Source organism: Lysobacter xanthus (assembly GCF_047159895.1).
This window is the reverse complement of sequence record NZ_BAAGAB020000001.1, coordinates 1-21,276: the sequence shown is the minus strand read 5'-3', so window position 1 is coordinate 21,276 and position 21,276 is coordinate 1. Positions and strand designations below refer to the sequence as shown.

The 21,276-nt window shown below is 70.1% G+C and carries 19 protein-coding genes and 2 pseudogenes; 15 read left to right on the top strand and 6 right to left on the bottom strand.

All coding sequences use genetic code 11. The features are described from left to right. Positions 1-2: 2 nt before the first annotated feature. From ACY35P_RS00105 to ACY35P_RS00050, 12 genes and pseudogenes are all read left to right on the top strand, one after another. A complete protein-coding gene (locus ACY35P_RS00105) occupies positions 3-1,142 on the top strand; it encodes a mechanosensitive ion channel family protein (protein WP_462113778.1) in 1,140 nt (379 codons plus the stop codon). Further along, complete coding sequence (gene lpdA / locus ACY35P_RS00100; protein WP_462113777.1) at positions 1,139-2,968, top strand: dihydrolipoyl dehydrogenase; 1,830 nt, start codon at positions 1,139-1,141, stop codon at positions 2,966-2,968. Before ACY35P_RS00105 ends, lpdA begins: the two co-directional genes overlap by 4 nt. Then, positions 2,968-3,659 (top strand): annotated as a pseudogene (locus ACY35P_RS00095) (aspartate/glutamate racemase family protein). The gene lpdA and the pseudogene ACY35P_RS00095 overlap by 1 nt, the downstream one beginning before the upstream one ends. 472 nt (positions 3,660-4,131) lie before the next feature. Continuing rightward, positions 4,132-4,500 carry a hypothetical protein gene (locus tag ACY35P_RS00090; RefSeq protein ID WP_462113776.1) on the top strand — a complete coding sequence of 123 codons (369 nt, stop codon included), beginning with the start codon at positions 4,132-4,134 and terminating at the stop codon, positions 4,498-4,500. 9 nt (positions 4,501-4,509) lie between these two features. Next, positions 4,510-5,343, top strand: coding sequence for a F0F1 ATP synthase subunit A (atpB, locus tag ACY35P_RS00085; protein ID WP_462113775.1), 834 nt, complete (start codon positions 4,510-4,512; stop codon positions 5,341-5,343). An 80-nt stretch (positions 5,344-5,423) separates the two neighbouring features. Continuing rightward, positions 5,424-5,705 carry a F0F1 ATP synthase subunit C gene (gene atpE / locus ACY35P_RS00080; protein WP_462113774.1) on the top strand — a complete coding sequence of 94 codons (282 nt, stop codon included), beginning with the start codon at positions 5,424-5,426 and terminating at the stop codon, positions 5,703-5,705. An 83-nt stretch (positions 5,706-5,788) separates the two neighbouring features. Then, positions 5,789-6,259, top strand: coding sequence for a F0F1 ATP synthase subunit B (locus ACY35P_RS00075; RefSeq protein WP_462113773.1), 471 nt, complete (start codon positions 5,789-5,791; stop codon positions 6,257-6,259). Positions 6,260-6,272: 13 nt separating this feature from the next. Then, on the top strand, positions 6,273-6,800 hold the full coding sequence (locus ACY35P_RS00070; protein WP_462113772.1) for a F0F1 ATP synthase subunit delta: 528 nt from the start codon (positions 6,273-6,275) through the stop codon (positions 6,798-6,800). Positions 6,801-6,851: 51 nt separating this feature from the next. After that, positions 6,852-8,399, top strand: a complete 1,548-nt coding sequence (gene atpA, locus ACY35P_RS00065) for a F0F1 ATP synthase subunit alpha (RefSeq protein ID WP_462113771.1) — start codon at positions 6,852-6,854, stop codon at positions 8,397-8,399. Positions 8,400-8,470: 71 nt separating this feature from the next. Next, positions 8,471-9,334 (top strand): F0F1 ATP synthase subunit gamma, encoded by an 864-nt coding sequence (atpG, locus tag ACY35P_RS00060; protein ID WP_462113770.1) that lies wholly within the window; start codon positions 8,471-8,473, stop codon positions 9,332-9,334. Positions 9,335-9,398: 64 nt separating this feature from the next. Next, complete coding sequence (gene atpD, locus ACY35P_RS00055) at positions 9,399-10,823, top strand: F0F1 ATP synthase subunit beta (protein ID WP_462113769.1); 1,425 nt, start codon at positions 9,399-9,401, stop codon at positions 10,821-10,823. Between the two features lie 65 nt (positions 10,824-10,888). Continuing rightward, on the top strand, positions 10,889-11,314 hold the full coding sequence (locus ACY35P_RS00050) for a F0F1 ATP synthase subunit epsilon (protein ID WP_462113768.1): 426 nt from the start codon (positions 10,889-10,891) through the stop codon (positions 11,312-11,314). Between the two features lie 87 nt (positions 11,315-11,401). On the opposite strand, the gene ACY35P_RS00045 is transcribed toward ACY35P_RS00050, so the two are convergent. The 3 genes from ACY35P_RS00045 to ACY35P_RS00035 form a co-directional block, all read right to left on the bottom strand. Then, positions 11,402-11,581 carry a hypothetical protein gene (locus ACY35P_RS00045; RefSeq protein ID WP_462113767.1) on the bottom strand — a complete coding sequence of 60 codons (180 nt, stop codon included), beginning with the start codon at positions 11,579-11,581 and terminating at the stop codon, positions 11,402-11,404. 95 nt (positions 11,582-11,676) lie between these two features. After that, on the bottom strand, positions 11,677-12,183 hold the full coding sequence (locus ACY35P_RS00040; RefSeq protein ID WP_462113766.1) for an O-acetyl-ADP-ribose deacetylase: 507 nt from the start codon (positions 12,181-12,183) through the stop codon (positions 11,677-11,679). A gap of 12 nt (positions 12,184-12,195) precedes the next feature. Further along, positions 12,196-12,615, bottom strand: a complete 420-nt coding sequence (locus tag ACY35P_RS00035; RefSeq protein ID WP_462113765.1) for a VOC family protein — start codon at positions 12,613-12,615, stop codon at positions 12,196-12,198. Between the two features lie 268 nt (positions 12,616-12,883). On the opposite strand from ACY35P_RS00035, the gene imuA reads away from it, so the two are divergent. The 3 genes from imuA to ACY35P_RS00020 all read left to right on the top strand — a co-directional run bounded on the left by imuA (position 12,884) and on the right by ACY35P_RS00020 (position 18,709). Next, positions 12,884-13,507, top strand: a complete 624-nt coding sequence (imuA, locus tag ACY35P_RS00030; protein WP_462113764.1) for a translesion DNA synthesis-associated protein ImuA — start codon at positions 12,884-12,886, stop codon at positions 13,505-13,507. Between the two features lie 167 nt (positions 13,508-13,674). Beyond that, complete coding sequence (locus ACY35P_RS00025; RefSeq protein WP_462113763.1) at positions 13,675-15,105, top strand: Y-family DNA polymerase; 1,431 nt, start codon at positions 13,675-13,677, stop codon at positions 15,103-15,105. Positions 15,106-15,124: 19 nt separating this feature from the next. After that, positions 15,125-18,709, top strand: a complete 3,585-nt coding sequence (locus ACY35P_RS00020) for an error-prone DNA polymerase (RefSeq protein ID WP_462114009.1) — start codon at positions 15,125-15,127, stop codon at positions 18,707-18,709. 4 nt (positions 18,710-18,713) lie between these two features. Here ACY35P_RS00020 and ACY35P_RS00015 read toward each other — a convergent pair whose 3' ends face one another. The 3 genes and pseudogenes from ACY35P_RS00015 to ACY35P_RS00005 all read right to left on the bottom strand — a co-directional run. After that, complete coding sequence (locus ACY35P_RS00015; protein ID WP_462113762.1) at positions 18,714-19,967, bottom strand: FAD-dependent oxidoreductase; 1,254 nt, start codon at positions 19,965-19,967, stop codon at positions 18,714-18,716. Between the two features lie 81 nt (positions 19,968-20,048). Continuing rightward, entirely contained in the window at positions 20,049-21,044 is a 996-nt protein-coding gene (locus tag ACY35P_RS00010) for an aldo/keto reductase (protein WP_462113761.1), read from the bottom strand. 23 nt (positions 21,045-21,067) lie between these two features. Next, positions 21,068-21,276: pseudogene (locus ACY35P_RS00005) on the bottom strand (hypothetical protein); the annotation flags it as partial.

Below are 21,276 nucleotides of genomic sequence, written 5' to 3'. Positions count from 1 at the left end.
CGATGGCGCAGGGCGCGGCGGCGCGAGAGCTCGACCGGGCCGGCGATCGCGTGCGCGACGCCGCCCACGACGGCTGGCAGGGCCTGCAGCCGCTGCTCGACTACGAGCTGCTGCACGTCGCCGGGCTCGACCTGACCGTCGGCGGGCTCGCCGCCTCGATCCTGCTGCTGGTGGTCGCCCTCGTTGGCTCGCGGCTCGCCTCGCGCGCGCTCTGCCGCTATGGCGAGCGCAACGGCGCGAACGCGGCGTCCATCTACACGATGAGCCGCGTGCTGCGCTACGCGATGCTGCTCGTCGGCGTGCTGCTCGCGCTGGAAGTCGCGGGCATTCCGGTGTCGAAGTTCACGCTGTTCGCCGGCGCCTTCAGCGTCGGGCTCGGCTTCGGCCTGCAGGCGATCTTCAACAACTTCGTCTCCGGCCTCATCCTTCTGTTCGACCGCTCGATCAAGGTGGGCGACTTCGTCGAACTCGAGTCCGGCGTGCATGGCATCGTGCGCGACATCAAGATCCGGGCGACGCGCATCAGCACCAATGACAACCTCAACGTGCTGGTGCCGAATTCGGAATTCGTCAGCGGTCGCGTCGTCAACTGGACGCTGCTCGAGACGACGCGACGCATGCACATCCCGTTCGGCGTCGCCTACGGCACGGACAAGGAAGTGGTGAAGCGCGCGGCGCTCGAGGCCGCGGCCGACGTGCCGTTCACCCTCGCCAACGACGGCGCGCGCGGCCCACAGGTCTGGCTGGTCGGCTTCGGGGAGAGCGCGCTGCAGTTCGAGCTCGTGGTCTGGCTCAACGCCGAGGCCACCAAGCGCCCGTCGGCGGTCAAGGCCGCGTATTACTGGGCACTGCACACCGCACTGATGCACCACGGCGTCGAACTGCCATTCCCGCAGCGCGATCTCAACCTGCGCAGCGTGCTGGGCCGCACCGGTGCCGATGCCGCCCTGTTGCTGCGCGGCGACGTCGGCGCGGTGCCGCCCGACGCGCCCAGCCACGAGCCGCCGCCGCCGACGCGCCGTGAGCGCGCCGCGCTCGCGGACAACGATGCGCAGCACGACGTCGAACGCGACGTGCTCGAAGAACCCCCTGCCGATCCGCGAACGCCGATCGAGCCCCCACGTGACGAGGAATCCCGATGAGCCGCCAGATCGAAGTGAAAGTGCCCGACATCGGAGGCTACGACGACGTGCCGGTGATCGAGCTGCTGGTCGCCGTGGGCGACACGATCGCGAAGGACCAGGGCCTCGCGACGCTGGAGTCGGACAAGGCCACGATGGAGGTGCCGTCGTCGGAGGCCGGCGTCGTGCGCGAGCTGCGCATCAAGGTCGGCGACAAGGTGTCCGAGGGCAGCGTCATCGCGGTGCTGGAGGTCGTCGGCGAGAGCGCAGCGCCCGCACCGGCCGCAGCGTCGCAGTCGCCGGTGCAGGCCGCATCCGCGGCGGCCGGCAGCGATGCCAAGGGCTATGGCGACACGAAGCCCGCGCCCGCATCGGGCAGCGCGCCCGCCTCGGCGGGTCCTGCACCCGGGGCCGCCGCACCGACCGGCCGCAAGGCCGACGTCGAGTGCCGGATGCTCGTCCTGGGCGCAGGTCCGGGCGGCTACACCGCGGCGTTCCGCGCGGCCGACCTCGGCCTCGACACGGTCTTGGTCGAGCGCTACGCGAGCCTCGGCGGCGTGTGCCTCAACGTAGGCTGCATCCCGTCGAAGGCGCTGCTGCATGCCGCGGCCGTGATCGACGAGGCGCAGCACGCCACGGATTACGGCATCACCTTCGGCGCGCCGCGCATCGAGCTCGATGCCCTACGTACGTACAAGGAAAAGGTGGTCGGCCAGCTCACCAAAGGCCTCGCCGGGATGGCGAAGCAACGCAAGGTGCGCGTGGTGCAGGGCACGGGCCGCTTCGTCTCGCCGAACGAGGTGGAAGTGCAGGGCGAGTCCGGCACGCAGCTCATCCGCTTCGAGCAGTGCATCGTCGCGGCGGGCTCGCAGGCGGTGAAGCTGCCCATGTTCCCGTGGGGCGACGAACGCATCATGGATTCGACCGATGCGCTGGAACTCGCGGAGATCCCGAAATCGCTGCTGGTCGTGGGCGGCGGCATCATCGGCATGGAGATGGCGACGGTGTATCGCGCGCTCGGCGCGCAGGTCACGGTCGTCGAGCTCGGCCCGCAGCTGATGCCGGGCGCGGACCTCGACCTCGTCAAGCCGCTGGCCGACCGCCTGAAGAAGCAGGGCGTCGTCGTGCACCTGGAGGTCAAGGCCACCGGCGTCGAGGCGACCGATGCGGGCATCCGCGTCACCTTCGAAGGCGCGAAGGCGCCCGAACCGCAGACCTACGACCGCGTGCTCGTCGCCGTCGGTCGCTCGCCCAACGGCGCGAAGCTCGGCGCGGAGGCCGCGGGCGTCGCGGTGTCCGATCGCGGCTTCATTCCGGTCGACCGCCAGATGCGCACGAACGTGCCGCACATCTTCGCGATCGGCGACATCGTCGGGAACCCGATGCTCGCGCACAAGGCGACGCACGAGGCCAAGCTCGCCGCGGAAGTCGCGGCGGGCGAGAAGCGCGAGTGGGTTGCCCGGGTGATCCCGTCGGTGGCGTACACCGATCCCGAGATCGCCTGGGTCGGCGTCACGGAGAACGAGGCGAAGGCCAAGGGCCTGAAGGTCGGCGTCGGCAAGTTCCCGTGGGCCGCGAGCGGCCGCGCGATCGGCATCGGTCGCACCGAGGGCTTCACGAAGCTGGTCTTCGACGAGGCGAGCCATCGCGTCATTGGCGGCGGCATCGTCGGCGTGCACGCGGGCGACCTGATCGCGGAGGTCGCCCTCGCGATCGAGATGGGCTGCGAGGTCGCCGACATCGGCATGACCATCCATCCGCATCCCACCCTCAGCGAGTCGGTCGGCATGGCGGCCGAAGTCTTTGAAGGCACGATCACCGACCTCTACATCCCGAAGAAGAAGTGATGCGTACGGTCGGCCTCATCGGTGGGATGAGCTGGGAGTCGACGCTCCCGTACTACCGGCTGGTCAACGAGCGTGTGCGCGAGCGACTCGGTGGCCTGCATTCGGCGAAGCTGCTGCTCTACAGCGTCGACTTCGCCGAGGTCGAGGCGATGCAGCGCACGGCGACTGGGACGCGGCCGACGCGCTGATGGTCGATGCGGCGCGTCGCCTGCAGGCAGGGGGCGCGCAGTGCATCGCGATCTGCATGAACACGATGCATCGCTCGGCGCCTGCGATCGAAGCCGCCGTCGACCTGCCGCTGCTGCATATCGCCGACGCCACCGCGCATGCGGTGCGCGCTGCAGGGCTGTCGCGGATCGGGCTGCTCGGCACGCGCTTCACGATGGAGCAGCCGTTCCACCGCGAACGGCTGGAGCGCGCCGGTCTCGACGTGCTCGTGCCGGACGAGGCCCAACGTGCGGACGTGCACCGGGTGATCTACGACGAACTTTGCCGCGGCCGGGTCGAGCCCGCCTCGCGCGAGCGCTACCGCGGCGTGATGGCTGCGCTGGTGGAACGCGGCGCGCAGGGCATCGTCCTGGGCTGCACGGAGATCGGCCTGCTGGTGGGCGAGGGTGATGCGAGCGTGCCGCTGTTCGACACCACCGCGATCCACGCCCGCGCGATCGCCGACTGGGCGCTGGCCGGCTGAGGCCGCGGCGGACGAAAAAAAGCCCCGGCGGGGCCGGGGCGAGTGTCGCGCGGAGTGCGCCGACGACGAGGGGAAGCGACGTCAGCCGCGCGGACGTGGATCGGACCGCACGCGTGGGGGAAGGTTCCGGCGGGCGACAGCTCGCGGTTCCCGCGCCAGAAGCGTGGCTCGCCTGCAGGGGCCGGGCCGGCTGCCGTCCGTAGTTCCCGGCCTCGGCCGGTCCGACCCGTCGCGGTGTCGGCGCCGCGGAAGGGTGCGAAGCGTGCTCCCCCGTCCCGCGCCCGCCTCGCGCCCTGACAAGCGCGCTGGATCCCGCGCCCCGGGCCGGACGAGGCGGCTTCGGCCCCCGGGTCCAAAGGGCGAGACGTCCCGCCCGTGGCTTCCGCCGGTTGCCGCTCATTCTCACGCGATCTATACTTCCGGGGCTCCACAGGACGCTTTCGCGCCAGCCCCCGGACCGACGGAACCTCGCGTGCACGATCCACTGTCCGCAGGCCGCCGGTTGGCGTCGCGCGCGATCGCCTGGCAGGCCACTGCCGCGGCGTTGACCGCGGTGCTCTTCCTCCCGCTCGGTGCGCGTGATGCGCTCGGGGCGGCGGTCGGCGGCGGTGCGGTGGTCGCGGCGGCTCTCGTGTCGATGCTCGTCGCCCTCGGCGGCGGCATTGGGCCGGCGGGCATCGCGATCGCGAAGCTCCTGTTGGGCATGGCGGCCAAGTGGGCCACGGTCGCCATCGTTCTTGTTCTCGGCCTCGCCCTCTGGCGCCTGCCCCCGTTGCCGCTTCTGGTCGGGGTGCTCGTGGCGACGGTGGCGGCCGTCCCGGCCCAACTTCTGAATCGATAGGTGTCTTCAGTGAGCGAGCAGACCGGTTCCGGCGGCGGCCTGAACGAGTACATCCAGCACCATCTCACCCAGAACACCATCCAGCTGGGCGGTGGCGGCTTCCACGTCGACACGTGGGTGGTCTCGCTGGTGCTCGGCCTGTTCTTCGTGGCGTGGTTCGGCTTCTTCGCGCGCCGCGCGACGGCCGGCGTGCCGGGCAAGGGCCAGGCCTTCGTCGAGCTGATCCTCGAATTCATCGACGGCCAGGTGAAGGACACCTTCCACGGCGACCGTCGCTCCATCACGCCGCTCGCGCTCACGATCTTCATGTGGGTCGTGATGATGAACGCGATGGACCTGCTCCCGCTCGACATGCCGGGCTGGATCGTCAAGACGACGCAGGGCGCGGAAGTCGCGCACCACACCTATTTCCGCTGGGTGCCGACCGCCGACCTCAACACGACGTTCGGCCTGTCGGTGCCGGTGTTCTTCATCATCCTCTACCACTCGATGAAGGCGAAGGGCATCGGCGGCTTCGGCAAGGAGCTGCTGACCGCGCCGTTCCACGCGCACGGCACCGGGATGAAGATCCTGCTCGCGCCGGCCAACCTCGGGCTCAACCTGATCGAGTACTGCGTCAAGCCGGTCAGCCTCGCGATGCGACTGTTCGGCAACATGTACGGCGGCGAGCTCGTCTTCATGCTCATCGCCGGCCTGCTGGGCGGCAGCCTGGTGATGTTCGTGCCGGGCGTGATCTTCAACGCCGCCTGGGCGCTGTTCCACATCCTGATCGTGCTGCTGCAGGCCTTCATCTTCATGATTCTCACCGTCGTCTACATCGCCGGCGCGTACGAGAGCCACTGATCCGTTTCCGCTGTCCGCGGTACCGCTCCACCCTTTCGCTCCACCCTTTCAAACCAACTTAAAACCGCAGGAGAAACACCATGGAATTCATCGCTCAGCTGCAGGGCATGACCGCGATCGCGATCGGCATGATGGTCGGCCTCGGCGCGATCGGCGCCTGCCTCGGCATCGCGCTGATGGGCGCGAAGTTCCTCGAGTCGGCCGCGCGCCAGCCGGAGCTGGTCCCGATGCTGCAGGGCCGCATGTTCCTGCTCGCCGGCCTGATCGACGCCGCGTTCATCATCGCGCTCGCCGTCGGCCTGCTGTTCGCGTTCGGCAACCCGCTGCTCGGCGCCGTCACGGCCGCCGCCAACGCGGGCTGATCGCCGGTCCTGCTTCAAGGCCGCCCGCAGTCGCGGGCGGCTGACCGGGCTCTTTCGCCCGAACTGCGATCACCGGAGCTGTCATGAATATCAACATGACCTTCTTTGGCCAGATGCTCACCTTCGCGGTGCTGATCTGGGTCACCATGAAGTTCATCTGGCCGCCGCTCAACGCGGCCATCGAGGAGCGTCAGCGCAAGATCGCTGAAGGCCTCGCCGCGGCTGACAACAGCCAGAAGGCCCTCGAGCAGGCGCAGACCAACGCCGATTCGGCGATCCGCGAGGCCCGCGTCAAGGCCAACGAGATCATCGAGCAGGCGCACCAGCGTGCGAACCAGATCATCGAGCAGGCGCATTCCGAGGCCGTCGGCGAAGCCAATCGCCAGAAGGACCTCGCGCAGGCCGAGATCGCCGCCGCCAGCAACCGGGCCCGCGAGGAGCTGCGTGCGCAGGTCGCGACGCTCGCCGTCGCCGGCGCCGAGAAGGTGATCCGCCGCGAGATCGATCCGAACGCCCACCGCGCGCTGCTCGACGAGCTGGCCGCCCAGCTCTGACGGAGATGCATCGATGAGCCAGGCTCTGACCCTCGCCCGTCCCTATGCCCGCGCCGCGTTCAACGCCGCGCGGGACGAAGGCCGCGTTGCCGCATGGTCGGACGCGCTGGCCTTCGCGGCCCGCGTGGCCGCCGACCCACAGGCCGGTGCCGCGATGAAGCATCCGCAGCTGACGCCGAACCTCGCGGCGCAGCTGCTGGTGCTGGACGCGAACGACGCCAGCTTCGTCCGCTTCGTCGAGATGCTCGCCGACAACCGCCGCCTCGAGCTGCTGCCCGAGATCGCCGGCCTGTTCGAGCAGCTGCGTGCCGAAGCCGAGCGCATCGTCAAGGCGCGCGTGCGCTCGGCGACCGCGCTGGGCGACGCCGACCTCGCCGCGATCCGCGACGGCCTGCGTCGCCGCTTCGGTCGCGAGGTCGAGCTGCAGACGGAGCTGGATCCGTCGCTGATCGGCGGTGCGGTCATCGAGGCCGGCGACGTCGTCATCGACGGCTCGGTCAAGGGCAAGCTCGAGCGCCTGCAGACGGCGCTCGCCGCGTAAGCCCACGAATTCATCTATCCCGGCGCCCGCGTCGGAACCAGGGAAACTCCCATGCAGAACACGCTCAACCCGTCCGAAATCAGCGAACTGATCAAGACCCGCATCGAGCAGGTCGGTCTGGCCGCCGAAGCCCGCAACGAAGGCACGGTCACGTCGGTCTCCGACGGCATCGTCCGCATCTTCGGCCTGGCCGACGTGATGCAGGGCGAGATGATCGAGCTGCCGGGCAACACGTTCGCGCTCGCGCTGAACCTCGAGCGCGACTCGGTCGGCGCCGTGGTGCTGGGCGACTACGAACACCTGCGCGAGGGCGCGGTGGCCAAGACCACCGGCCGCATCCTCGAAGTGCCGATCGGCACGCAGCTGCTCGGCCGCGTGGTCAACGCGCTGGGCGAGCCAATCGACGGCAAGGGCCCGCTGGGCGCCACGATGTCGGCGCCGGTCGAGCGTGTCGCGCCGGGCGTGATCTGGCGCAAGTCCGTCGACCAGCCGGTGCAGACCGGCTACAAGTCGGTCGACGCGATGATCCCGATCGGCCGCGGCCAGCGCGAGCTGATCATCGGCGACCGCCAGACCGGCAAGACCGCGATGGCCGTCGACGCGATCATCGCGCAGAAGGGCACCGGCATTAAGTGCATCTACGTCGCGATCGGCCAGAAGAACTCGACCGTCGCCAACGTCGTGCGCCGCCTGGAAGAGCAGGGCGCGCTCGCGCACACGATCGTCGTCGCCGCTACGGCATCGGAGTCGGCCGCGATGCAGTACATCGCGCCGTACGCCGGCTGCGCCATGGGCGAGTACTTCCTCGACCGCGGCGAAGACGCGCTGATCATCTACGACGACCTGTCCAAGCACGCCGTCGCCTACCGCCAGATCTCGCTCCTGCTGCGCCGTCCGCCGGGCCGCGAGGCGTATCCGGGCGACGTGTTCTACCTGCACTCCCGCCTGCTCGAGCGCGCCTCGCGCGTGTCCGAGGACTACGTCGAGAAGTTCACCAACGGCGAAGTGAAGGGCCAGACCGGCTCGCTGACCGCGCTGCCGATCATCGAGACGCAGGCGGGCGACGTGTCCGCGTTCGTCCCGACGAACGTCATCTCGATTACCGACGGCCAGATCTTCCTCGAGACCGACCTGTTCAACGCCGGCATCCGCCCGGCCGTGAACGCCGGTATCTCGGTCTCGCGCGTCGGTGGCGCCGCGCAGACCAAGATCATCAAGAAGCTCTCGGGCGGCATCCGCATCGCGCTCGCGCAGTACCGCGAGCTCGCGGCGTTCGCGCAGTTCGCGTCCGACCTCGACGAGGCGACCCGCAAGCAGCTCGAGCGCGGCCAGCGCGTCACCGAGCTGATGAAGCAGAAGCAGTACGCCCCGCTGCCGATCTCGCTGCAGGCGCTGTCGATCTACGCGGTCGACAAGGGCTACATGGACGACGTGCCGGTCTCGAAGATCGGCGCGTTCGAGGCCGGCCTGCACTCGCACTTCGTGAACACGCAGGGCGAGCTGGCCGACCGCGTCGCGCAGACGGGCGCGTGGGACGACTCGATCGAGGCCACCTTCAAGCAGGTGATCGCCGAGTTCAAGCAGACGGGCAGCTGGTAATCCCAGCCTCCCGCGCGGGCGTGGTGATCCACGCCCGCCGATCCCGGTAGCAGCAGACAAGCGAGCGAGAGATGGCAGGCGGACGCGAAATCAAATCCAAGATCAAGAGCGTGCAGAACACCCGCAAGGTGACGCGCGCGCTCGAGATGGTCTCCGCCTCGAAGATCCGCAAGGCGCAGGACCGCATGAAGACCTCGCGCCCCTACGCGCGGGTCATGAAGCAGGTGATCGGCCACCTCGCGCAGGCGAGCGGCGACTACCGGCATCCGTACATGGTCGAGCGTCCCGCCGTGAAGCGCGTGGCCTACGTGATCACCTCGAGCGATCGCGGCCTGGCCGGTGGCCTCAACAACAACATGTTCCGCAAGCTGGTCGGCGAGTTCCGCCGCTGGCAGGAGCAGGGCGTCGAGATCGACGTGGTCACGATCGGCCAGAAGGCGTCGGTGTTCTTCCGCCGCCTGAAGGTGAACCTGATCGCATCGGTGACGCACCTGGGCGACGTGCCGAAGCTCGAGCAGGTCGTCGGCGTGGTGAAGGTGGTGCTGGACGCGTACGAGGCCGGCGAAGTCGACCGCGTCTTCGTCTGCTACAACCACTTCGTCAACACGATGACGCAGCAGGCGTCGTTCGACCAGCTGCTGCCGCTGCCGGCGTCGAGCACGAAGGTCGCCTCGCACGACTGGGACTACATCTACGAGCCGGATGCACCGACGGTGCTCGACCACGTGCTCTCGCGCTACATCGAGGTGCTGGTCTACCAGGCCGTGCTCGAGAACGTGGCGTCGGAACACGCCGCGCGCATGGTCGCGATGAAGGCCGCGTCGGACAACGCGACCAAGCTCATCGGCACGCTCAACCTCGTCTACAACAAGGCCCGCCAGGCCGCGATCACCCAGGAAATCTCGGAGATCGTCGGCGGTGCCGCCGCGGTCTGACCGCACCCGCTGAGCGCGTCGCCCGCGCCCGCATCCAACGAATCGATTTGCCAAGGAAACAACCATGAACGCTCAGGTCACTCCCAGCACCACGGGCACCATCGTCCAGATCATCGGCGCGGTCGTCGACGTCGAGTTCCCGCGCGATGCGGTGCCGCGCGTGTACGACGCGCTGAAGGTCGAAGGCACGGCGATCACGCTGGAAGTCCAGCAGCAGCTCGGCGACGGCGTCGTGCGCACCATTGCGCTCGGCTCGACCGACGGCCTGAAGCGCAACCTCGTCGCGGTCAACACGGGCCGCGCGATCGCGGTGCCGGTCGGCGCCGGCACGCTCGGCCGCATCATGGACGTGCTCGGTCGCCCGATCGACGAAGCCGGCCCGGTACAGGCGTCGGACACGTGGGAAATCCACCGCGCCGCGCCGTCCTACGAGGACCAGTCCTCGGGCTCGGACCTGCTCGAGACCGGCATCAAGGTCATCGACCTGATGTGCCCCTTCGCCAAGGGCGGCAAGGTCGGCCTGTTCGGCGGCGCCGGCGTCGGCAAGACCGTCAACATGATGGAACTCATCAACAACATCGCGAAGGCGCACTCCGGCCTGTCGGTGTTCGCCGGCGTGGGTGAGCGCACCCGCGAGGGCAACGACTTCTACCACGAGATGAAGGACTCGAACGTCCTCGACAAGGTCGCGATGGTCTACGGCCAGATGAACGAGCCGCCGGGCAACCGCCTGCGCGTCGCGCTCACCGGCCTGACGATGGCGGAGTACTTCCGCGACGACATCGACCCGGCCACGGGCAAGGGCCGCGACATCCTGTTCTTCGTAGACAACATCTACCGCTACACGCTGGCCGGTACCGAAGTGTCGGCGCTGCTCGGCCGCATGCCGTCGGCCGTGGGCTACCAGCCGACGCTCGCCGAGGAAATGGGCGTGCTGCAGGAGCGCATCACCTCGACGAAGACCGGCTCGATCACCTCGATCCAGGCCGTCTACGTGCCCGCGGACGACCTGACCGACCCGTCGCCGGCGACCACGTTCGCCCACCTCGACGCCACCGTCGTGCTGTCGCGAAACATCGCCTCGCTGGGCATCTACCCGGCGGTCGATCCGCTCGACTCCACGTCGCGCCAGCTCGACCCGAACGTGATCGGCACCGAGCACTACGAGGTCGCGCGCAAGGTCCAGTCGACGCTCCAGAAGTACAAGGAGCTCAAGGACATCATCGCGATCCTCGGCATGGACGAGCTGTCGGAAGAGGACAAGCAGGCCGTGTCGCGCGCGCGCAAGATCGAGCGCTTCTTCTCGCAGCCGTTCCACGTGGCGGAAGTGTTCACCGGCTCGCCGGGCAAGTACGTCTCGCTCAAGGACACGATTCGCGGCTTCAAGATGATCGTCGAAGGCGAGGCGGACCACCTGCCGGAGCAGGCGTTCTACATGGTCGGCGGCATCGAGGAAGCCTTCGAGAAGGCCAAGAAGATCGCCGGCTGAGCCGACTGATCGACGCGGTGCCGGCCCGGCCGGCACCGATGCCCTCCGAACGAAGCGAGAAAGACATGGCCTCCACCATCCGTTGCGACATCGTCAGCGCCGAGCGTGAGATCTACAGCGGCGACGCCGAGCTGGTCGTCGCGACCGGCGAACTCGGCGAACTCGGCATCGCGCCGAAGCACGCGCCGCTGATCACGCGCCTGAAGCCGGGCAAGGTCGTGGTGACCCTGCCGGGCGGCCAGCACCTGGACTTCGCGATCTCCGGCGGCATCCTCGAGGTGCAGCCGAGCGTGGTGACGGTGCTCGCCGACACCGCGATCCGCGCCGACGAGATCGACGAGGCGGCGGTGCGCGCGGCGAAGGAAGAGGCCGAGCGCGTGCTGGCGAACAAGGATCCGAAGATGAGCCTCGAGGAGGCGCAGTCGCAGCTCGCCATGTCGCTGGCGCAGCTGTCGGCGCTGGAGCGCCTGCGCAAGAACCTCAAGCACTGAGGCTCGCCTCCGTGCAGCGACGACGCCGGCCTCGTGCCGGCGTTTTCGTTTGCGGACGATGCGGTGCGACGACGGGTCGCCATGCGCTCAGCCGCGGCGCTCGCGCACCGTGGCCACGGCGTAGGTCAGTCCGCCAACCAGTACCAGCCCGAGCGGCAAGGCGCCGGGCTCGCCTTCCACGGTGACCATGTAGCCGAGCAGCAGCAGGCCGAGGCCGAGGAGGGCCAGGGCGACGGCTTTCGTCGTGCGGGTCTTCGAGCGGGTCATGGCGGTTGTCCGGACGGGGATGGCGCGAGTCTGCGGCGCGCGCGTGTCGTGCGATTGCAGACTGTTTGAGGTGGGGATGAGGCGGACCGTGCGACTCAGGGCGCAAGTGCGGCGAGCAGTTCGCGATAGAGCGCGAGGTCGCGCGGCGAGAAGCAGCAGAACACGACGCGTTCGAGATGGAGCGCGTCGAACGCGGCGACCGTGCGCACCGCGAGGGGCGCGGCGAGTTTCGCGGGATAGCCGTAGATCCCGGTGCTGATCGACGGGAAGGCGATCGATACGCATCCCGCGGCATCGGCGAGCCGCAGGCACTCGCGGTAGCACGAGGCCAGCAGGTCGGGTTCACCGCGGTCGCCGCCGTGCCAGACCGGCCCGACGGCGTGGATGACGTGGCGCGCGGGCAGGCGATGGCCGGCGGTGATGCGCGCCTGGCCCGTCGCGCAACCGCCGAGCGTGCGGCATTCGTCGAGCAGGCCGGGCCCGGCCGCGCGGTGGATCGCGCCGTCGACGCCGCCACCGCCGAGCAGCCGCTCGTTCGCGGCGTTGACGATGGCATCGACGCGCAGCGTGGTGATGTCGGCCTGCAGGGCTTCGAGGTGCATGGCGGCGGTGGATCAGGCGGGGCGGGCGGGGCCCTTGAGTTCGATCAGGGTGCCGTCCGGATCGCGCAGGTACAGCGAAGGCCCGTCGCCCTGCGCGCCGAAGTTGTCGGTGGTGGGCGCCGGTACGTCGATGCCGTGCGCGGCGAGGTGCGCGCGGATCCTCCGGTCGTCGAACGGCTCGATGCGCAGGGCGACGTGGTCGACGTTGCGGCCGGTGTCGCCGGCGCGCGCGCCGGCCGGCCGGCCGAGGCGTCCGGCGACGTCGACGAGGTCGATCATGGACGCACCGGCCCGCAGGTGGACGAGGCCGAGGTCGCGTCGCTCGCGGGCGACCGTGCAGCCGAGGACATCGCGATAGAAACGCAGGCTGCGTTCGGGGTCGGCGACGCGCAGCACGACGTGGTCGATGCACTGCACTTCGAACGGGCGCATGCGAGGTCCTCGGGGGTATGCCTCGCCGCAGCATCGCGCGTGGCGGCCGCGTGGGCGAGTCATGCATGGATCGCCGCATTGCACGCGGTCTCGGCCGATGAGAGGCGGCCGTGCGACGTTGTCTCCGCACTGCATGCGACCGAGGTCGCCAGCGGCCATGAGACGACCGACGGCATCACGCGAGGACGATGTCTGTTAGTAATATTACTAACAGCATGAACCCTTCAGAGCCTGCCCCTGTCGCTCCACCTTCGCCGGAGACGGCGTGATGGGCGAGGTGCATGCGCTCGATGCCCTGCTGCGCGATCGCCCGATCTGGCGCGGTCGCGCGCCCGTCGCGGCGCCGCAGGAGGGCATCGCCACCGGGATTGCCGCGCTCGATGCGGTGCTGCCCGCGCAGGGCTGGGTGGCGGCTGGCCTCAACGAACTGCTGGTGCCCTGCGATGGCGTCGGCGAACTCGAACTGCTGTGGCCGGTGCTTGCGCGGGCGACCGTCGCCGACGGGCAGGTCGCGCTGATCACGCCCCCGTACCTGCCGTACGCGCCGGCCTGGCACGCGGCGGGGGTGCGGCTGGAGCGGCTGCACGTGGTGCGCGCCGATCCGCGCGAGGCGCTGTGGGCCGCGGAGCAGTGCATGCGCTCGGGCGCGTGCACGGCGGTGCTGTGCTGGCCGCAGACGGTGGACGACCGCGCACTGCGCCGCCTGCAGGTGGCGGCGGAGGCAGGCCAGTGCCACGGCTTCGCGATCCGGCCGCTGCAGGCCGCGCGCAATCCGTCGCCGTCGCCGTTGCGCATCGCGATCGAGCCCGGCCCCCCGCGCATGCTGCGCGTGCTGAAGTGCCGCGGCGCGAATCCGCCGTCGCGGCCGGTGCCGTTCCCGGCGGTGGGCTGAGCCGTGGGTCTGTCCGGCTCGACCGTTCCCCGGCACGCTCCTCGGCCCGTGGTGCGCCGACGCGCATGCCGCCTGCGGGCTGCGCCGGGCCTGCGATACGCGCGGGACGTGCGTTCCGCGCGCCGCATCGGGCACGTCCGCCTCCGACATTCGCGGGCCTAGCCGACATGCGCTGGGCCTGCATCTTCCTGCCGCAGCTCGCGCTGGACGGCCTGCTCCGGCGTCTCGACGATCCGGCGTCGCCGCTCGCGCTCGTGCACGGGCCCGTGCAACGGCGCACGCTGCTCGCGGTCAATGCCGCCGCGCGCGAGGCGGGACTGAAGCCGGGCATGACGATGGCCGCCGCGCAGGCGCTCGGCGTGCCGTGCCGCACCGTCGAGCACGATCCGCGCGCGGCCGAGCGCCTGCGCGAATTCCTCGCCGCCTGGGCCTATCGCTACAGCTCGCAGGTGAGCCTCGATCTCTCGCATGCGGTGGTGCTGGAGGCCTCGCAGAGCCGGCGCCTGTTCGGCGAATGGCCGCAGCTGGAACGCCGGTTGCGCGACGACCTCGTCGCGCTCGGCATCCGCCACCGCATCACCGCCGCGCCGAACCCGCATGCCGCGCGCATGCTCGCCAACGTGCACGACGGCCTCGCGGTCGATGCGCACGCGCTGCACAACGCGCTCGGCCAGCTGCCGATCGAGCGCGCGGGGCTGCCGCGCGACATCGTCGACGCCTTCCTGCGCATGGGCCTGCGCCGGCTGCGGCAGGTGCTCGCGTTGCCGCGCGAGAGCATGGTGCGACGCTTCCCGCCGTCGCTGGTCGCGCACCTCGACCGGCTCTGCGGCCACGATCCGACGCCATTGCAGTGGTATCGCCCGCCGGACCGCTTCGAGGCGCGCATCGAGTTCGAATACGACGTGGAATCGAGCCTCGCGCTGCTGTTCCCGCTGCGCCGGCTGACCCACGACCTCGCTACGTTCCTGTGCAGCCGCGACGGCGGCGTGCAGCGGTTCATGCTGGTGCTCGAGCACGAGCGTTGCGCGCCGACCGAAGTCGTCGTCGGCCTGCTCACGCCCGAGCGCGAGGCCTCGATCCTGTTCGAGCTGGCGCGCGGGCGCATCGAGAACGCACGGCTGCCGGCCGCCACGCGCGGCATGCGGCTCGTCGCGCAGGAACTGCCGCCGTTCGTGCCCGCCGCGCGCGACCTGTTCGAGACGCGCCCGCAGCAGGCGGTGCCGTGGACGCAGTTGCGCGAGCGCCTGCGCGCGCGGCTCGGCGACGAGGCGGTGCACGGGCTCGGCTGGCGCGCGGACCATCGCCCCGAGCAGGCGATGTCGGGTGCGACCGCCGTCGTGCCCGCGCAGGTGCCGAACGTGCCGCGCCCGGGTTGGCTGCTGCCGCGACCGATGCCGCTGCAGGACCGCTGCGTGCGCATCCTCGCCGGCCCCGAGCGCATCGAGAGCGGCTGGTGGGACGCGGACGACGTGCGTCGCGACTACTACCTCGTCGAGACCGCGCGCGGGCAACGCGTCTGGGCGTTCTGCCTGGTCGACGACGAACTGCCGGCGGCGCCGATGCCCGACCGGATGATGGTGCACGGATGGTTCGGATGAGGCCGGCGCGATGAACCGCATGCCCGCCTATGCCGAGCTGCACTGCCTGTCGTGCTTCAGCTTCCAGCGCGGCGCGTCGACCGCGAAGGAGCTGTTCGCGCGCGCGCGCCAGCAGGGCTACCGCGCGCTCGCGATCACCGACGAATGCACGCTGGCCGGCATCGTGCGCGCCTACCAGGCGGCGAAGGAATTCGAGGTGCCGCTCATCGTCGGCAGCGAGTTCCGGCTGGAGAACGGCCTGCGCTGCGTGCTGCTGGTGGAGGAGGCGCCGGGCTATGCCGCGCTCTGCGAACTGATCACGCAGGCGCGGCGGCGTGCGAAGAAGGGCGCGTACCGGTCGCTGCCGGACGATTTCGATCGTCCACTCGACGGCCTGCTCGCGCTGTGGCTGCCCGGGGAGGAACCCGACGAGGCGCAGGCACGCTGGCTGCAGTCGCGGTTTCCGCAGCGCACCTGGCTCGCCGTCGAGCTGCACCGCGGGCCCGACGACGCCGCGCGCCTGCAGCAGTTGCTGGTCAGCGCGAGTCGCCTCGGGATGCAGGCGGTCGCCAGCGGCGACGTGCACATGCACGTGCGCCGGCGTCGCGCATTGCAGGACACGATGACCGCGATCCGCCTGCGCCGACCGGTCGCCGAGGCCGGCTATGCGCTGTTCCCCAACGGCGAGCGCCACCTGCGCACGCGGCAGTCGCTCGTCTCGATCTATCCGGCCGCGCTGATGGAGGAATCGGCCCGCATCGCCGACCGCTGCCGCTTCAGCCTCGACCGCCTCGACTACCGCTATCCGCGCGAACTGGTGCCCGACGGCGAGACGCCCGCCACGCGGCTGCGTGCACTGGTCGAGGAGGGCTTCCGCTGGCGGTTTCCGCGCAGTGCCGATGCGGCCCCACCCGCGGATGCGTGTGGAACGCATGTGATCGCACCGGCGGCAGAGGAGTGCCGGCGCGACGACGTAGAAGACGGCATCGACCGGAAAAGCATCGTGGACCGGGTTTCGACGGACGCGCTCGCTCCGACGCCGATCCGCATGCCGACGTCGCCGTCCGCAGCGAACGACGACGTCGTTGCACAGGCCGGCGTGGGCGGTCCGACGCTCCCGTGCGCCACGGCGCACGCAGCGCGCATTGCGGAGCCCGATGCACCGTGGTTCGCGACACCCGAAGCGGCGCCGGACCTCCCCGGCAGCGGTGGCGTCGAAGCCTCGGCTCACGTGGGCGTGAACGAAGCCGCGATCGCACGGGCCACTGACGCAGGTGCGCTGCAGCTCACGGCAGTCAATGACGAATCGTGCGATTCCCCGTCCCGGCGGACTGGTATTTCGACGCCCGCATCCACGTCACCGGCCGTGCCCGGGAATCCGCACGACACGCCCGAGAACGCCCGCGCGACCCGCGCGCTGATCGAGAAGGAACTCGCGATCATCGGCGAGCTGAAGTACGACTCGTACTTCCTCACCGTGCACGACATCGTCCGCTTCGCACGCTCGCGCGGCATCCTCTGCCAGGGCCGCGGCTCGGCGGCGAATTCGTCGGTCTGCTACGCGCTCGGCATCACCGAACTGCGCCCCGGGCAGATCCAGATGCTGTTCGAGCGCTTCGTCTCGCGCGAACGCAACGAGCCGCCGGACATCGACGTCGACTTCGAGCACGAACGCCGCGAGGAGGTGCTGCAGTACATCTTCGACAAGTACGGCCGCGAACGCGCCGCGCTGACGGCCGTGGCGATCCAGTACCGCGGGCGCAGCGCCGTGCGCGACGTCGCCAAGGCGCTCGGCCTGCCGTCCGACCAGGTCGATGAGCTCGCGCGGACGATGGATCGCTGGACCGCGTCGGCGCCGATGCCCGAATACCTGCGCGAGCGCGGCTTCGATCCCGAGTCGCCGGTAATGCAGCGCCTGATCGTGCTGACCGAGCAGCTGATGGGCATGCCACGGCACCTCTCGCAGCATCCCGGCGGCTTCGTGATCTCCGAGCATCCGCTGTCGACGCTGGTGCCGGTGGAGAACGCGGCGATGGACGGCCGCACCATCATCCAGTGGGACAAGGACGACCTCGACGAGATGGGCCTGCTCAAGGTCGACTGCCTCGCGCTCGGCATGCTCACCTGCGTGCGCAAGACGGTGGAGCTGCTGCGCGCGAGCGGCCGCCGCGACATGACGGTGGCCGACATCCCCGCCGAATGCCCGAAGACGTACGCGATGATCCAGCCGGCCGACACGCTGGGCGTGTTCCAGATCGAATCGCGCGCGCAGATGGCGATGCTGCCGCGGCTCAAGCCCGCGACGTTCTACGACCTCGTGATCCAGGTGGCCATCGTGCGGCCGGGGCCGATCCAGGGCGACATGGTGCATCCCTACCTGCGTCGCCGCAGCGGCGAGGAGCCGGTGACGTACCCGTCCGAGCAGCTGCGCACCATCTTCGAACGCACCCTGGGCGTGCCGCTGTTCCAGGAGCAGGTGATGCAGCTCGCGATCGTCGCCGCCGGCTACACGCCGGGCGAGGCCGACCAGCTGCGGCGTTCGATGGCCGCGTGGAAGCGCCACGGCGGCATGGAGCACCATCGCCAGCGCATCGTCGAAGGCATGGGGAAGAACGGCTACAGCACGGAGTTCGCCGAGCGCGTCTTCGAGCAGATCAAGGGCTTCGGCAGCTATGGCTTTCCCGAGTCGCATGCCGCGAGCTTCGCGCTGATCACGTACACGAGCTGCTGGCTCAAGTGCCACGAGCCGGCCGCCTTCGCCGCCGCGCTGCTCAACTCGCAGCCGATGGGCTTCTATTCGGCGAGCCAGATCGTGCAGGACGCGCGCCGCCACGGCATCGAAGTGCGTCCCGTCGACCTCCGCTACAGCGGCTGGGACTGCTCACTCGAATTCCGCGGCGCAGCGGACGACCTGTCGACGCAGCCGGCGCTTCGCCTCGGCCTGCGCCAGGTCGACGGCCTGTCGGAAGCCTGCGCGCGCCGCATCGAGGCCGCGCGTGCGGACCGCATGTTCACCGACGCCACCGACCTCTGCCTGCGCGCGGAACTCGATCGCCGCGAGCGGGGCCTGCTCGCCGATGCGGGCGCGCTGAAGAGCCTGCTCGGCCATCGGCACAAGGCGCGCTGGGCGGTCGCCGGCGTGGAAGCGCAGCGTCCGCTGTTCGAGGCGTCGACGCCGGAGGCGTCGGTCGCCCTGCCGCTGCCGAGCGTGGAGGACGACGTGCGCACCGACTACGACACGCTGGGCCTCACGCTCGGCAGGCATCCGCTGTCGTTGCTACGAACGGCACTGACGAAGCGCCGCTGCACACGCTCGCGCGACCTCAAGGCGTTGCCCAACGGCCGCCGCGTGGCCTTCGCCGGCCTCGTCACCCTGCGCCAGCGCCCCGGTACCGCGAGCGGCGTGACGTTCCTGACGCTGGAGGACGAGGACGGGCTGGTGAACGCGGTGGTCTGGCGCCACGTCGCCGAGCAGTACCGCCGCACGCTGCTCGAGACGCGGCTGCTGGTGATCCACGGCCACGTCGAATCGCAGGACGGCGTGCAGCACGTGATCGCGAAACGGCTGGATAACCTCGATGCGCTGCTGGGCCCGCTGGCGACGACGTCGCGGGATTTCCATTGAGCGATCAGGCGATCGGGACCTCCGCGGCCGGTGCCGGCAACGACGCCAGTGCTTCGAAGAAGCCTGCATCGATGTGCACTTTGGACAGCCAACCGCGTCGGGTACCGGTAAGTACGCGCAGCATCTGTCCGCGTGCGACGGGCAGCCGCGAAAGCGGGTGGAACGTCAGGTCACGCAGCCGCGCCCAGCCGTCGCGCTCGGACTGGAACAGCGGCGTCAGTGCGCGACTCCAGAAGTGATAGGCCTGCAGATGCGAACGGCGACGGGCCGTATAGCCCGAAAGCGCAGCGTCCAGTGGCGCCGAAGCGCGGAGCGCATCGCGCAGCGCCAATGCATCCAGCAGCGCCATGTTCACGCCCTGGCCCAGCTGGGGACTCATCGCATGTGCGGAATCGCCGAGCAGCACGGCGATTCCGCGCCACCAGTTGTGATGCACGGTGTCGCGATAACGCGCCTGCGACATGCAACCCGGTGCATCCATGCCTTCGAGCGTCGACAGAGCCTCCGGCCAGACGCGTGCAACGTCCTCGCGCCATGTGCCCGCATCGGTGTCCACGCGATCGAGTTCCGTCGTGGGCACGCTCCAGAAGAAGCTGAGGCGCGGCGTCGCATCGCCCGGCCGCGTGCCCACAGGCAGCAATCCCGCCATGCGACGCGCGCCCACGTACCGCTGGCGGAGCACGCTGGCGTGCGGCCAGCCCTGTGCGGGCACCAGACACCACTGTGCTCCCCAGTCGTACGGGCGGTCGAGCCGCGCGCTCGCGACCTTGCCGCGCAGCCCGGACGCTGCACCGTCGGCCACCACCACGAGATCGAACCCGCCATGTCGCCGGCCGAGCTGATCGACGACGGCTCCGGACTCGACATCGACGTCGACGATCCGCGTTCCCGCGTGTAGGCAGCGCCGCTCCGTCCACGCGTCGTCGAGCAACTCGAAGAGCGCCCCGCGCTGCAGGCCGAGACCGAACAGCCGCCCGTCGAGGTCCGCGTAACGCATGTCCATCACCGGGCGACCCGCGGGCGTCTCGCCATACAGCGACGCGATCCGTCGTCCGTGTCGCAGCGCAGGCTCCAGAAGTCCGAGCGACCACAGCACCGCCTGCCCGATCGGCTGAAGCAGGAAGCCGGCCCCCACGGGTCCTGGCGAGGGCGCGCGTTCGAAGACCTCGACGCGATGCCCGTCGCGCGACAGCAGTACCGCCGCTGCCTGCCCGCCGGTGCCATAGCCCACCACCGCGACCCTGAGTGACTTCGCCATCACGCTGCCCGTTCCGTCGGCGCATTCTAGGCAGGGGTGGCGGCCCCGCGTGCCGCGCGAGGGGATCGTGACGTCAGCCCATTACAGATTCACCTTCGCCATCCCGTCCGCCGGATAGCGCGTGCCGGCGACCGGATGCGCGGCCAGGACGGCGTCGATGCGCGCGAGCTCGTCGGCGTCGAGCGACAGGAACGCCGCCTGCGCATTCTCGTCGAGGCGCTCGATCTTGCGCGTGCCGGGGATCGGCACGATGTCGTCGCCCTGTGCGAGCAGCCAGGCGAGCGCGAGCTGCGCCGGGGTGCAGCCGCGCGACTGGGCGAGCGCCTTCACCGCATCGACGAGCGCCTGGTTGAGCGCGGCGTTGGCGTCCTGGAAGCGCGGGTGGTTGCGACGCGCATCGTTCGCCGCGAGGCCGTCCGCCGGCGGCAGGGCGCCGGTCAAGAAGCCGCGGCCGAGCGGGCTGTAGGGCACGAAGCCGATGCCGAGTTCGCGGCACGCCGGCAGGATCTCCGCCTCGACGTCGCGCGACCACAGCGAGTACTCGCTCTGCAGCGCGGTAATCGGATGCACGGCATGCGCACGACGGAGCGTCGCCGCCGACGCCTCGGACAGGCCCAGGTGCCGCACCTTGCCCGCCTCGACCAGCCGCGCCATCGCACCGACGGTGTCCTCGATCGGCACCCCGGGATCGACGCGGTGCTGGTAGTAGAGGTCGATCGTCTCGATGCCGAGCCGCTTCAGGCTGGCATCGCAGGCCTCGGCGACGTAGGCGGGCGAGCCGTCGACACGCAGCAGGCGGCCGTCCGGTGCACGCACGTTGCCGAACTTGGTCGCCAGCACGATCTCGTCGCGCCGCGTCGCCAGTACGTTCGACAGCAGCACCTCGTTGCGGCCGACGCCGTACATGTCGGCGGTGTCGAGGAAATCGATGCCCCGGTCCAGCGCATGGTTGAGTACGCGCAGGTTCGCCGCGTCCTCGCTGGGGCCGTAGAAGTCGGACATGCCCATGCAGCCGAGGCCGAGGGCGGAGACGGTCAGGCCGGCGCCGAGGCGGCGGCGCGGAAAGGCGGTCGACATCGAAAGGCCTCCGGAAAGGGGCCTTAAGCTAGCGCGTCCGCCGTGATCGGTGCGAGCGACGGAGCTGCCGCGGCGGCCATGTCCTCGCGGACGATCGCTTCCAGCGCCGCGAAGCAGCGGGCGTCGACGGCGGTGCCGACGTGCTCGCGCATGATCTCCAGCGTGCGTTCGGGCGCGGTCGCGCCGCGATACGGCCGCTCCGCGGTGATCGCATCGAAGATGTCGGCGGTGG